This is a genomic window from Lysobacter capsici (assembly GCF_018732085.1).
In the GTDB taxonomy this organism is placed as follows: domain Bacteria; phylum Pseudomonadota; class Gammaproteobacteria; order Xanthomonadales; family Xanthomonadaceae; genus Lysobacter; species Lysobacter capsici_A.
Genome location: NZ_CP076103.1, coordinates 1,729,697 through 1,742,265, shown reverse-complemented (window position 1 = coordinate 1,742,265; position 12,569 = coordinate 1,729,697). Strand labels below are relative to the sequence as shown.

The window sequence follows — 12,569 nt, the reverse complement described above, 5'->3', positions numbered from 1 at the left end:
CCGAGTAGTCGCAGTCTCATGTCAGTAGCTCATCAAGGTGGACTGCAGCACCACGACAGCGCGATCGGAAGCTTTGGACGGATCGTGGCTTCGCGCGGTTACGCGATAAAAGGCGGCTGTGGCCTGCGGCACGCTTCCTGGCTCGTATGGGTTGCCGTTGACATCGCCCATGTCGTCGGCACTGGTACGCCGCCCCATGAATTCGACGTAGTACTGCGGCGTACCCGCGGCGGGCACTTTGGAATCACCGACGCTGGCGTTGGCCCAGCAGCCGACTCCAGAAGCGTCCGCGCACGCGCTGCCGCCACCGGTATAGGTATCGGCCGGGACCGTGGGACAGGCCGTTGTCGGCACGGAGCAGTCTCTGCCGATCAGGCTGCCGTTTTTCACCGCGGCATCCACGGACAACTCGGCTTCACGCAATGCGCGCTCGGCCGACTCGAACGCGATGCCGCGGTCGTACATGCCGGCACTCATTCGCTCTTCAAGCATGGTGCTGCGCAATATGGCGAGCCCGAGCAGCATCATGACCAGGAGCATGATCATGATGACGGCCAAGGCCGCGCCTTTCTGACTGGAACGAACGGCGAACGAAGATCGGCGTGATGACATGGCGATGTTCCTTACAGGTTTCGATTGCGCATGGCCAGCACCGCGGTGACGCTGCGGCTGATGCTTTCGTTGCCGACACCGCTTTTGCGCTCGCTTTCGAGCGTCAACACCACGCGCGCGGCCTTGACCTTGACCCAGTCGGCGGCGGCGATCGACGCGGCCGGCTGATAATCGGTCCGACCATTCACGAGATAAGTCAGGTCCATTTGATTCACACCCTCGGCCACTTCATCCGGCGTCGATTGAATCCCCTTGGAATCGACCAACGCGCGGTACAGCGATCTGCCCCCGCTGTCGTTGTTGCCGACGAACCAGCGCACCAGATGAGGCCTGACGACGATGGCGCTGGCGCCGTATCTATGCCAGGACGCGTCGGGAATCGCGGAATCGTCCTTGCACAGCAGCGCGGTTTCGCGACTGAAGCCGGCGCTGCAGTTGCCGCCGCTCCCATGCGCGATCGCATTCGCGCCCACGCTGGTCGCCTTGAACACAGAGGCGAGGCGGAAATCGCAGACCATCAGCACGTCGTTGGCTTTGACATCCCCGGGAACGGCGCTGACGGTCAGATCGGAGTCCTTGGCCGTCATCGGCGCGGTGAGATACAAGCCGAGATCTTCGGTGGAGTGAATTTCCAGACCGTCCGTTCCGGATGCCCTGCTGCCAGCGGCGCTGCCGAATCCGAACGCGGGCGTGGCGAATGCGGTTGAACCTCCAACGCCGGTCAGACTGTTGTTCCAGTTCGTCCAGAATGCGTTGTCGCGCTCCGTTACCACGTTGCCGAGACGAATCGTGGACGCACAGTGGTTTGCGCCGGCTTCGCGCACGTCTCTGGCCATCAACTCGAAGGCGATGCGCCCGGCTTCCTGCACACGAGACAAATCTTCAGTCGTACGAAACGCGGCCCGCCCGGACAGGAAGATCGACAGCGCCCCCATGGTCAACAGCAATCCGAGCACCAGGGCGATCATCAGTTCGATCACACTGAAACCCGATGCTCGGCGCGCCGCGCTCGGGCGATACCAGGGGGCGCTCATAGCCGTACCTGCAAGGTGTAAGTCAATTTGTCCGCATTCGATTCGCCGCCGGCGGTCCCGCCACGCGTATCGTCCCAGCGCACGTTGACCGTACAGACGCCGGCGCTGTCGCAAGTCACCTGACCGCAGGTCGAATCGCGCGCGCCCAAACTCGCGGCAAGGCCCTGCATCCATGCCGCCTGGTCGGCGACGGCCAGGGTCGCGGTCGAGTCGGGCTTGGGTATCACGCCATTCGCGCAGCGCGGCGCGGCCATGTTGTAGGCGCCCTTCTTGGCCTCTGCGGCGTTGGCGCGCATCGAATCGACGATGGCATAGGCCTGCACGACGGCCTGGGTGCGCTGCATGGAACTCTGGCTGTTCCTCAACGCAAGGCTCTGCATCGCGGCCACGCCCAGTAGGCCGAAACCCAGCACCAGCACCGCGACCAGAATTTCGACCAGACCGACGCCGGCCTGCAGGCGCCGCGAGGGCTTAGCCATCGCAGGCTTCGCCGATCGGAGTTTTTTCGATTCTCGTGTATGCATGTCAACTGCACCGTCCATTGCCGTCGAGGGAATCGGTCGCGACGCGTCCGCCGGAAACCAGCCGCACGCGGCGCAGGTTCTGCGCCGGATACCTGGTCGCGATGCAAATATCGAAACTGGTGTTCAGGAAAGCGCCGCGAGGCGCATCGCTGGCACGCGCGAATCCGTCCGGCCGATAGGTGAATTTGCCGTTGCCGACTGCGCTGCGGACTTCGACCGGCGATTTCACCTGGAAGGACTGAAGCACTCGCGAATCATTGGCCGTGCCGTTACCGTCGCCGTCGGGGACGACCACGATCCAGGCGGCCCAAGGCCCGGAGCCGCTGCTGCACGTGCTTTGATCGGCGCTTCGGCAGACTTCGACGCTGGCGTTGCGCTTGATGGCCTCCAAGCGCGCGTACTGCAACGAAGCGACCAGTTCGTTGGCGGTTCCGCTGAGTCGGTTGCGGTTGATGGTGGAAACCAGGCTGGGCACCGCCATGGCCAACATGATGGCGGCCACGGTCACCGCGACTATCAACTCGAGCAGCGTGAATCCGGCGGAACGCTTCGATTTCATGGCGAGCCCCTGACTAACTTCGCGTGGAAGTTAACGACGACTCAACGCTGATCACTATCTTTCGAGGGACGAACGGTTCAAGCGTTCGGGTAAACGGCGAACGATACACAATTGATGTGATAACAATCAGCAATAAACATTTGATATCACCACATACCGCTTTTTTGATCGCCAAGCGGCATCAACGCGATGGATCTGCATCAAGTTTGTCTCTAAGTGCCAGGGAACACAGCAAGCACGTAACCGGCACGGAAAGGCACTCGAATACTGCCGAATGACGCCGCTGGCAATCGATTCATTCGCTCGCTTCTTTAGCAGCGGGCGAATTCCCAACATCGCGCGGGCGTACTCCGACACCGGTTCGAGACAATCTCCGGTTCACGCGTCCGATCCGGACTGCCAAGCTGCAGATCTCTACATGCAAAGGAATGCATATGCGGCGGATGCGAGGATTGTCTCTTGTCGAAGTGGTGGTGGCGCTGATGATCGCCACGCTGTTGCTGGGGGTCGCACTGCCCGCACTGGGCCGGATCGTCGATCGCGCCCATGTCGCCCACACGCAAACCCTGCTGGGCGAAAGTTTTCTGACCGCGACGCGCCAGGCGGTGGCCAGTGGAAGCGTCACCATCATCTGCCCTGTGAATGAGACAGGCGATTGCAAGGAAACGATGGACTGGAGCGGAGGTTGGCTGATCTTCGCCGACATCGACAACGATCGACGAGCCGGCCGCCATGACATCGTGATCCGGCGCTTCGCACCGGTCGCTGGCGGCTTGCGGCTGTACAGCACTGAAGGCCGCAAGCGCATCGTCTTTCAACCACAAGGCGACAGCGCGGGAACCAATGTCACGTTCACTCTCTGCTCGCGCCGGCCCAATGCGATCGGGTCGCTTGCACTTTCGAACGCGGGACGATTCCGTGTCGCCGAGGTCACCGCCGATAACGATCGGCTATGTATCTAGCCGAAAGGAGGCAGGCTTCGGCATCGAATTTCATCGCGTGATCCGTCGGTGCGTGGAACCGGGAACGGTGAGATCGAGCAATGGCCCGGGATCGTGAGCTCATTCAATCCGGTGGACCCATTCGCCAGATCAACATCGATCGTCACGGCGCTTATTCGCGGCGCCGGGTTTCGCGTCGGCCAGCTCAAACGCAGACGTCACGATCCAGCTGGACACGTCCGCTTCTGCTCACCACGATCCTGCGGACGATTACGGCGCCGGGAGTGCATGTCATCGGTGTGAGGGTAAAGCGGGGTGACGCCGCTCCCACGAGGCGGCCGCGCTCGTCGAATGAGAGCACGTTGCCGCGACCGGGCAGACCGGTCGCGATGATTTCGATTCGACCCGGGGCCGATACCTGACGCAGTACCTCGGCCGAGGAAGGCGTCCCATCGCCGTCGCGATCGGTCCATACGATCCAGCCGTCGCTCCAATCGTCGCTGCAACTCGTTCCGTCGACACTGGCGCAGGCATGGCCACCGTGCGAGTTACGGAACCCCACATTGCGAGCGAGGCTGACCGCGGCGACCAGTTCATTGGCCGATACGGCGACACGGTTGGAATTCCAGGCATCGCGCATGCTCGGCACCGCGAACGCGGCCAGAATTCCGATGAGCGCGACGGCAACCAACAGTTCGATCACGGTAAAGCCGCCGGTATGACGAGTGTGCATTTCCGCTTCCACGTTCTCCTGAGACATACATCTCCGCGGAGCCGGGTTAGAGGACAGCCACGCCGATAAGCGGTATATCGACGAGAGCAAGCGGAAGACCGGGCTTGTATCTGACGTAAAAACGTCACATGAAAGCACTCAAAATCAGATTTCATGTGCTGTCCTTCGAAAATGCAGGAGGACCCTGAGAACGTATGGATTCATCATTTCGTGCCATGCAGGGCGATGAACTCGATCCTCCATCCAAAACTCGATATTCGCCTCACATCCGAAACGTGACGCCGGCGATGGTGCCGGTATCGAGTGCGAACTCCATACGCTGCCCGGAAGCAGCCTGCTATCGGCCGATATAGGGATCTGCGCCCGCCCTCGCTCCAGCCTCCCCAAAACCGCGTCCACCCGCGCGGAGCGTGCTGTGATTGCCTATTCAGGATGTAGCCCCCTGCCCTGGCGGAACCATTCGTTCCACCACCTGAACCGGGTCCGGGTTAAACTGCGGCCCATACGCCCTCCCCCCGAGGGTCGCAGCCAAGAACCGAATGTCCGAGGACGACAGTAGTAGCACCCACCCGCCGGAACACCACGAGAAACGGCGCTCCTGGCTCGACCGCATCAGCTCCGCGCTGTCGGGCGAACCCAGTTCCCGCGAAGATCTGGTCGAGTTGTTGCGCGACGCGCAATCCGACGGGCTGATCGCTGCCGACACCTTGCGCATGATGGAAGGCGCGATCGCGGTGTCCGACCTCACCGTCGGCGATGTGATGATCCCGCGCTCGCAGATGATCGCGCTGCCGGCCGATGCCAAGTTCCTCGACCTGATGAAGATGGTGGTCGAGTCCGGCCATTCGCGCTTCCCGGTGCATGGCGAGGACAAGGACGAGATTCTCGGCATCCTGCTGGCCAAGGACCTGCTGCGCGGCGTGGTCGCCGACAACGGTCCGGGCAGCATCCACGAGCTGCTGCGCCCGGCGGTGCTGATTCCCGAATCCAAGCGCCTGGACGTGCTGCTGCGCGAGTTCCGCCAGTCGCGCAATCACATGGCGATCGTGATCGACGAGCACGGCGGCGTCGCCGGCCTGCTCACGATCGAGGACGTGCTGGAACAGATCGTCGGCGAGATCGACGACGAGCACGACGAAGCCGAGAACCCCGACGCCTTGATCGCGGCCCAGGCCGACGGTCAGTACGTGGTCGATGCGCTGACCCCGATCGACGATTTCAACGAACGCTTCGGCGCGCATTTCGACGACGACGAGTACGACACGATCGGCGGCCTGGTGACCGCGGCGATCGGGCATCTGCCCGAGGCCGGCGAGGAACTGACCCTGGACCGTTTCGTGTTCCGCGTGGCCAGCGCCGATGCGCGGCGGGTGCATGCGTTTCATGTCGGGGTGTTGGGCAGTCTGTGAGGCGATGCCGCGGCGCGGGTCGCGGTTATCGCGCCGGCGCGGGTGCGGCTTGAGTCCTGTGCGTTGAAATCGACGCCTTTAAGCCCGTTGAGTTGAAGCCCGATGCGTCGAAGCCGGCGCGCACTTGCATCAAGGTTGGCGGGACGGCTTGGCGGCTAGTCGCATGGCGCGCCCTCATCCGGCCCTTCGGGCCACCTTCTCCCGCTTGCGGGAGAAGGGCATGTCGAATGATCGCACCTTGGGTCTCGTTCCCGGCGTTCGCGCTGCGTGGTTGTCGGCGCCGCTGAAGCCGGCTCGCCTATGGCGACCGCAGGCCGCGCAAAGCCGTGTGGGCCTGCTCGAGTAGACGGAGTGCCGCCGGTGCGGGGTCGCCTGTACGCCACCCACGTCGTCCAGCAAGTGGAGACGAATCGACGCGATTCGTCGCGTCGGGTCGCTGCGAAGGAGCCGATGACCACGATGGCCGGCCTGTGTCGCCGGCCTTGCTCGACATGACCGCCTCACTGAGCCGACCCAGCCAGACGGGCGATGCCCAGGCCGGATAGCGCATTGCGATTCGTCGCGTCGGAGTCGCCGCGAAGAAGTCGATAGCCACCACGGCCGGCCTGTGTCGCCGACCGTGCTCGACATGAGCGCCCTACTGAGCGCCGATCCAACCAGACAGGCGATGCCCGGGCCGGATAGCGCACCTGCCTGCGGTGCAGAAGATCGTCACACGCGACGGCACTCCAAATCCCCACTCCAGCCACGGCATACCTCGGCCGGCTGTTTACAATGGCCGCCACCCGCCCAGCCGGACCCAGCCCCTCGTGACCTTCCTGCCCCGTTTCGTCCGGCTGTTCGCCCTGGCCAGTTTGCTGTCGCTGTCCGCCGCGGTCTTCGCCGCTCCCGCTGATGCGCCGCCGGATGCGCCAAGACCCGCCGAGTCAAAACCGGCCGACCCAAAGCCCGCCGACTCGAAACCCGCCGCACCCGCCCCCGCCGCACCGGCCCCGACCGGCCCGCAGCCGCCGCGCGTGGGCATGGTCACCATGCAACCGGGCCAGGAGTTCTGGTCGCGCTTCGGCCACGACGCGCTCGTGGTGCTCGACCCGAACACCGACAAGGCGATCTCCTATAACTTCGGCTACTTCGACCCGAGCGAGCCCGACTTCGTCCCGCGCTTCATCCGCAACGACATGCGCTACCGCCTGCTCGCGCTGCCGTTCGAGGCCGACATCGGCCAGTACGGGCTGGAAGGCCGCGGCGTGTCGGTACAGTGGCTCGACCTCACCCCGGCGCAGGCGCGCGAGATCGCCGAGGCGCTGCGGGTCAACGCGCTGCCGGAGAATTCCCACTACCGCTACCAGTACTTCGACGACAACTGCGCCACCCGCGTGCGCGACGCGATCGACACCGCGCTCGGCGGCGGGCTGCGGCGCCAGATCGAAGGCCGCTCGCACGGCAACACCCTGCGTAGCGAGGCGCTGCGCCTGTCCAAGCCCGAGCCGTGGATGTGGCTGGTGCTGGACGTGATGATGGGCCCGGAAGCCGACAAGCCGGTGCCGGTGTGGGCCGAGTCCTACGTGCCCGGCCGCCTCGCCGCGGCCCTGCGCGAGGTCAAGAACAACGAAGGCCGGCCGCTGGTGGCCGAGGAACGCCAGTTGCTGCCGCACCAGATTTCGCCCGACCCCGAGGCCACCCCGCTGCCGTGGTGGCCGTGGGCGCTGACCGGCCTGGTGCTGGGCGCGGCATTGGCCTGGATCGGCGACCGCAGCCCGCGCGTGCTCGCCGTCGTCGCGCTGCCGCTGTGGGGCGTGCTCGGGCTGATCGGCGCGGTCTTGGTCTATGCCTGGGTCGACACCAACCACAACTACATCTGGGCCAACCGCAACCTGCTGCTGTTCAACCCGCTGTGCCTGCTGCTGTGGTTCGGCGGGTTCCGCGCGCTGCGCGGGCGCGAGACCGGGCCGGTGTTCGTGTGGCTGACCGCGCTGGTCGCGCTGAGCAGCGTGGCGGCGTTGTTCATGTATTGGCTGCCGGTGTACCCGCAGCGCAACGCTCACTGGATCGCCCTGTGGCTGCCGATCCACACGGGCCTGTGGCTGGGCTTCCGCAACGCCGCCCGATTGCGACTGGCCTGACGGCTTGCCGCTGCCGCCGCGCGCGGGCACGATTCGGGGATGAAAGATCCCGCCCTGCCCCAATGCGTCATCAACTGCGCGGCCTACGGCCGCGACGGTACCCGCCGCGACATCACCCTGGACGCGATCAGCGACGTGCTCGCGGTCGACGACGGCAGCTTCGTCTGGGTCGGCCTGTACGAACCCGACGAAGGCATCCTGGAAAAACTGCAGGAGGAGTTCTGCCTGCACGACCTCGCGGTCGAGGACGCGCACAACGCGCATCAGCGGCCGAAGATCGAGTCCTACGGCAACTCGCTGTTCGTCGCCATCCACACCGCGCAGAAGATCGACAACCGCATCCGCTTCGGCGAGACGCATATGTTCGTCGGCCCGCGCTATCTGGTCACCGTGCGCCACGGCGCCTCGATCAGCTACAAGGCCGCGCGCGCGCGCATGGAGCGCGAGCCGGACTTGCTCGAACACGGACCGGGCGCGGCGCTGTACGCGGTGTTCGACAGCGTGGTCGACAATTTCATGCCGATCGTCGAGGGCTTCACCCAAGAGCTCAACGAGCTGGAAAAGGACATCTTCGCCGAGGATTTCAGCAAGGAGACCGTGCAGGAACTGTACGACCTCAAGCGCGAACTGACCCGGCTGCGGATGGCGGTGGCGCCGCTGCAGGACATCCTCGGCCAGCTCGCGCGTTCGCGCGGCGGGCTGATCGACGAAGAGATCCAGCTGTATTTCCGCGACGTGCTCGATCACGCCGTGCGCATCAACGAAACCACCGACACCTTGCGCGAGATGCTGACCGCCGCGGTCAGCGTGAACCTGTCGCTGGTCACCGTTCGCCAGGGCGAGACGGTCAAGCGCCTGGGCGCCTGGGCCGCGCTGCTGGCCGCGCCGACCTTGATCACCAGTTGGTACGGCATGAACTTCAAGTACATGCCCGAGCTGGAAGGCCAGTGGAGCTACGGGATTCTGGTCGGGGTGATCGCGCTGACTTGCGTGGTGCTGTATGTCGGGTTCAAGCGGGCTAAGTGGCTTTGAGTTGGGATTTGGGATTTGGGATTCGAGATTCGGAATTTGGGAATCGGGAATCGGGAATCGGCTTGAAGCTTGAGGCTTCGGTCGCTTTTTTATGCGTCAGGTTGATGCGCATCGTTGAGTAGATCGCTCCTCGACAATTTGCCCCCTTTGCAAAAGGGGGCTGGCGCCTGCGTCGTCATGACCGCCAAAAGGGATCCAATGCGCCGGGGGATTCGCTTTTCGATCAGGCGACGCAGTTATCCAGCTAAAAAGCGAATCCCCCCTGCCCCCCTTTTCCAAAGGGGGGAACAGCACAGGCGGAACAGCGAAAACGCGAACAGTAAAAGCGACCGGCCTGATCCGTGCGAGTACATGGACGCGCCCGAACCGGCCACCTAAGACCAAAGTATCAGCCCAATTAGTGCCGCTTTGCCGCACTGCGCATTGACCCGCCCGGACGCAGGGGCGACGCTTCGGTAGTTGAAAAACCGGGAGGGTCGTCATGAAAGGTGGCATCGGCAAGGTGGGCTGGGCGGCCCTGGCAGTTCTCGGGGCGTTCTGCCTCGGCACGATCGCGCTGCGGCGCGGCGAACACATCAACGCGCTGTGGATCGTGGTCGCGGCGGTGTCGATCTATCTGGTCGCGTATCGCTACTACTCCCTGTTCATCGCCAACAAGGTGATGCAGATCGACCCGACCCGGGCCACCCCCGCGGTCCTCAACAACGACGGCCTGGACTACGTCCCGACCAACAAGCACGTGCTGTTCGGCCACCACTTCGCCGCGATCGCCGGCGCCGGGCCGCTGGTCGGGCCGGTGCTCGCCGCGCAGATGGGCTACCTGCCCGGGCTGTTGTGGCTGATCGTCGGCGTGGTGCTGGCCGGCGCGGTGCAGGACTTCATGGTCCTGTTCGTCTCCAGCCGCCGCAACGGCCGTTCGCTCGGCGACCTGGTGCGCGAGGAGATGGGCCGCATCCCCGGCACCATCGCCCTGTTCGGCGCGTTCCTGATCATGATCATCATCCTCGCGGTGCTGGCGATGATCGTGGTCAAGGCGCTCGCGGAAAGTCCGTGGGGCATGTTCACGGTGATGGCGACCCTGCCAATCGCGGTGATGATGGGCGTGTACATGCGCTACATCCGCCCGGGCAAGATCGGCGAAATCTCGGTGGTCGGTTTGATCCTGCTGCTCGCGGCGATCTGGTACGGCGGGGTGATCGCGGCCGATCCGGTGTGGGGCCCGCGCTTCACCTTCACCGGCACCCAGATCACCTGGATGCTGATCGGCTACGGCTTCGTCGCCGCGGTGCTGCCGGTGTGGCTGGTGCTGGCGCCGCGCGACTACCTGTCCACGTTCCTGAAGATCGGCACCATCATCGCCCTGGCGATCGGCATCGTGATCGTGATGCCCGACCTGCGCATGCCGGCGCTGACCCAGTTCACCGACGGCACCGGCCCGGTGTGGAAAGGCGGGCTGTTCCCGTTCTTGTTCATCACCATCGCCTGCGGCGCGGTGTCGGGTTTCCATGCGCTGATTTCCTCGGGCACCACGCCCAAGCTGCTCGCCAACGAAGGCCACATGCGCTACATCGGCTACGGCGGCATGCTGATGGAATCCTTCGTCGCGATCATGGCGCTGGTGGCCGCCTCGGTGATCGAGCCGGGCGTGTACTTCGCGATGAACAGTCCCGCCGCCCTGGTCGGCACCGACGTGCATGCGGTCGCGCAGACAATCAGCGGCTGGGGCTTCAGCGTCACGCCGGAAATGCTCGAGACCACGGCCAAGGACATCGGCGAACACACCATCCTCGCCCGCGCCGGCGGCGCGCCCACGCTCGCGGTCGGCATCGCCCAGATCCTGCACAACGTGTTGCCGGGCGAGAACACGATGGCGTTCTGGTATCACTTCGCGATCCTGTTCGAAGCCTTGTTCATCCTGACCGCGGTCGATGCCGGCACCCGCGCCGGCCGCTTCATGCTGCAGGACCTGCTCGGCAGCTTCGTGCCGGCGCTGCGCCGCACCGAAGCCTGGGGCCCGAACCTGCTCGCCACCGGCGGCTGCGTCGCGTTGTGGGGCTACTTCCTGTATCAGGGCGTGGTCGATCCGCTCGGCGGCATCAACACCTTGTGGCCGTTGTTCGGCATCGCCAACCAGATGCTCGCCGGCATCGCGTTGATGCTGTGCACGGTGGTGCTGTTCAAGATGAAGCGCGACCGCTACGCCTGGGTCACCATGGTGCCGACGGCGTGGCTGCTGATCTGCACCACCGCCGCGGGTTTCATCAAGATCTTCGACAGCAACCCGGCGGTCGGCTTCCTGGCGCAGGCGCACAAGTACCAGGACGCGATCGCCAAGGGCACCGTGGTGGCGCCGGCCAAGAGCATCGATCAGATGCAGCAGATCATGGTCAACAGCTACGTCAACACCGGCCTGACCCTGCTGTTCCTGTTCGTGGTGTTCTCGGTGCTGGTGTACGCGATCGGCGCGATCCTCAAGGCGCGCGCCAATCCTGAGCGCAGCGATCGCGAATCGCCGTACGTGGCGTTGACACCCGCGCAGATGGCGGACCACTGACATGGGCACTGCACTCGTACCGGCCAGTCAATACCAGTTGTACAAGCGCACCTGGCGCCGCCTGGTGCAGACCGCACGGCTGTGCTGCGGGGTGCCGGACTATGACAACTACGTCCGCCACCTGATGGAGAAACATCCCGAGCGGCCGATTCCGGATTACGCGACGTTCTTTCGCCAGCGGCAAGAGGCGCGATATGGCGGGGGGCGGATCGGGTGTTGTTGAACACGTAGCCACGTGGATGAAGCAAGGCCGCCCAAGGGCGGCCTTTGTTTTGCGCGCGATCATCGATGCACGCGATGGCCGCTGCCATCATGACCTGCGACGATCAACCGTCAACGCACTGCGCATCAGCGCTCATTGCACTGCCAGCGCGGCACCACCGCAAAGCGCTCGCGCTCGAACGGCGGCGATACGCTCAAGGCCGCCTCGGCCACGGCCGACGAAATCATGCCGCCGTCGTTTTCCTCGTCCAGCGACTGCGGCGAGATCATGTCTTCCAGTGCAAGGTTCAAGTTCGCGGGCAAATACGCCGCGGCGACGCTTACGTTGGCGCGGACGCAGTCTCGCGCGTGCTCCGGCGAGAAATCGTCCAGCAAGTGCTCGAAATCGGCGGCGCTCTCCACCAAGGTCTCGAATACGAAATTGTCGAAACTGGCCGACTCTATCGCGCTGGTGTCGCGATCGTGCCAGATCAGACCCACACCGACATCGCCCGCGGCCGTCTTCATCAGGCAATAGGCATCGCCCGCGCCGGATATCGCAAACGGCAAGAACGCGCGCGCGTTCTGAAACCCCGGATTGAGCCAATGCTCGACGATCTCGCCGGCCTGCTCCGGGCCGATCCATTCCAGATCGTAGGCGCACGAAAGCAGCGGTTGCGCGCGCACGGTGTAGTCGCACCAGTTAGCCTTCCAGTCGGCGAGGTCGTCGCCGTAGCGGGTTTTGCCGTCGGCCAGCAGACGGACGAAGGTCGGCGGCAAAGGGATGCCGGTGCGTGCGGCTAACGACTCGTAGGTCATGGCTGTCGGTCAGAAGGAATGATGTTGC

Annotated in this window: 12 protein-coding genes; 6 read left to right on the top strand and 6 right to left on the bottom strand. The window is 64.3% G+C overall.

Annotation, left to right across the window (positions count from 1 at the left end; translation table 11 throughout):
- Window positions 1-21: 21 nt before the first annotated feature.
- From KME82_RS07065 to KME82_RS07050, 4 genes are read right to left on the bottom strand one after another with little or no spacing between them, the layout of a single operon-like run.
- Window positions 22-612 carry a pilus assembly PilX family protein gene (locus KME82_RS07065; RefSeq protein WP_215497895.1) on the bottom strand — a complete coding sequence of 197 codons (591 nt, stop codon included), beginning with the start codon at window positions 610-612 and terminating at the stop codon, window positions 22-24.
- Between the two features lie 11 nt (window positions 613-623).
- Window positions 624-1,646 carry a PilW family protein gene (locus KME82_RS07060; protein ID WP_215497894.1) on the bottom strand — a complete coding sequence of 341 codons (1,023 nt, stop codon included), beginning with the start codon at window positions 1,644-1,646 and terminating at the stop codon, window positions 624-626.
- Entirely contained in the window at window positions 1,643-2,125 is a 483-nt protein-coding gene (pilV, locus tag KME82_RS07055) for a type IV pilus modification protein PilV (protein WP_215497893.1), read from the bottom strand. The genes KME82_RS07060 and pilV overlap by 4 nt, the downstream gene beginning before the upstream one ends.
- Before the next feature lie 46 nt (window positions 2,126-2,171).
- The gene (locus tag KME82_RS07050) at window positions 2,172-2,729 is read right to left on the bottom strand and encodes a GspH/FimT family pseudopilin (RefSeq protein ID WP_215497892.1); all 558 of its coding nucleotides are present in this window, start codon (window positions 2,727-2,729) and stop codon (window positions 2,172-2,174) included.
- A 428-nt stretch (window positions 2,730-3,157) separates the two neighbouring features.
- Between KME82_RS07050 and KME82_RS07045 the strand changes: the two genes are divergently transcribed.
- Window positions 3,158-3,691 carry a GspH/FimT family pseudopilin gene (locus KME82_RS07045; protein ID WP_345777974.1) on the top strand — a complete coding sequence of 178 codons (534 nt, stop codon included), beginning with the start codon at window positions 3,158-3,160 and terminating at the stop codon, window positions 3,689-3,691.
- Window positions 3,692-3,875: 184 nt separating this feature from the next.
- Here the strand turns inward: KME82_RS07045 and KME82_RS07040 are convergent, their stop codons facing one another.
- Complete coding sequence (locus KME82_RS07040; protein WP_215497890.1) at window positions 3,876-4,430, bottom strand: GspH/FimT family pseudopilin; 555 nt, start codon at window positions 4,428-4,430, stop codon at window positions 3,876-3,878.
- A gap of 512 nt (window positions 4,431-4,942) precedes the next feature.
- Here KME82_RS07040 and KME82_RS07035 point away from each other — a divergent pair.
- The 5 genes from KME82_RS07035 (at window position 4,943) to KME82_RS07015 (ending at window position 11,744) form a co-directional block, all read left to right on the top strand.
- The gene (locus KME82_RS07035; protein WP_215497889.1) at window positions 4,943-5,812 is read left to right on the top strand and encodes an HlyC/CorC family transporter; all 870 of its coding nucleotides are present in this window, start codon (window positions 4,943-4,945) and stop codon (window positions 5,810-5,812) included.
- An 809-nt stretch (window positions 5,813-6,621) separates the two neighbouring features.
- Window positions 6,622-7,935 carry a DUF4105 domain-containing protein gene (locus KME82_RS07030; protein WP_215497888.1) on the top strand — a complete coding sequence of 438 codons (1,314 nt, stop codon included), beginning with the start codon at window positions 6,622-6,624 and terminating at the stop codon, window positions 7,933-7,935.
- Between the two features lie 39 nt (window positions 7,936-7,974).
- Window positions 7,975-8,967, top strand: coding sequence for a magnesium/cobalt transporter CorA (gene corA, locus KME82_RS07025; protein WP_215497887.1), 993 nt, complete (start codon window positions 7,975-7,977; stop codon window positions 8,965-8,967).
- Window positions 8,968-9,448: 481 nt separating this feature from the next.
- The gene (locus tag KME82_RS07020; protein ID WP_215497886.1) at window positions 9,449-11,521 is read left to right on the top strand and encodes a carbon starvation CstA family protein; all 2,073 of its coding nucleotides are present in this window, start codon (window positions 9,449-9,451) and stop codon (window positions 11,519-11,521) included.
- Window position 11,522: 1 nt separating this feature from the next.
- Window positions 11,523-11,744, top strand: coding sequence for a YbdD/YjiX family protein (locus KME82_RS07015; RefSeq protein WP_056116819.1), 222 nt, complete (start codon window positions 11,523-11,525; stop codon window positions 11,742-11,744).
- A 125-nt stretch (window positions 11,745-11,869) separates the two neighbouring features.
- On the opposite strand, the gene KME82_RS07010 is transcribed toward KME82_RS07015, so the two are convergent.
- Complete coding sequence (locus KME82_RS07010; RefSeq protein WP_215497885.1) at window positions 11,870-12,541, bottom strand: hypothetical protein; 672 nt, start codon at window positions 12,539-12,541, stop codon at window positions 11,870-11,872.
- Window positions 12,542-12,569: the final 28 nt, after the last annotated feature.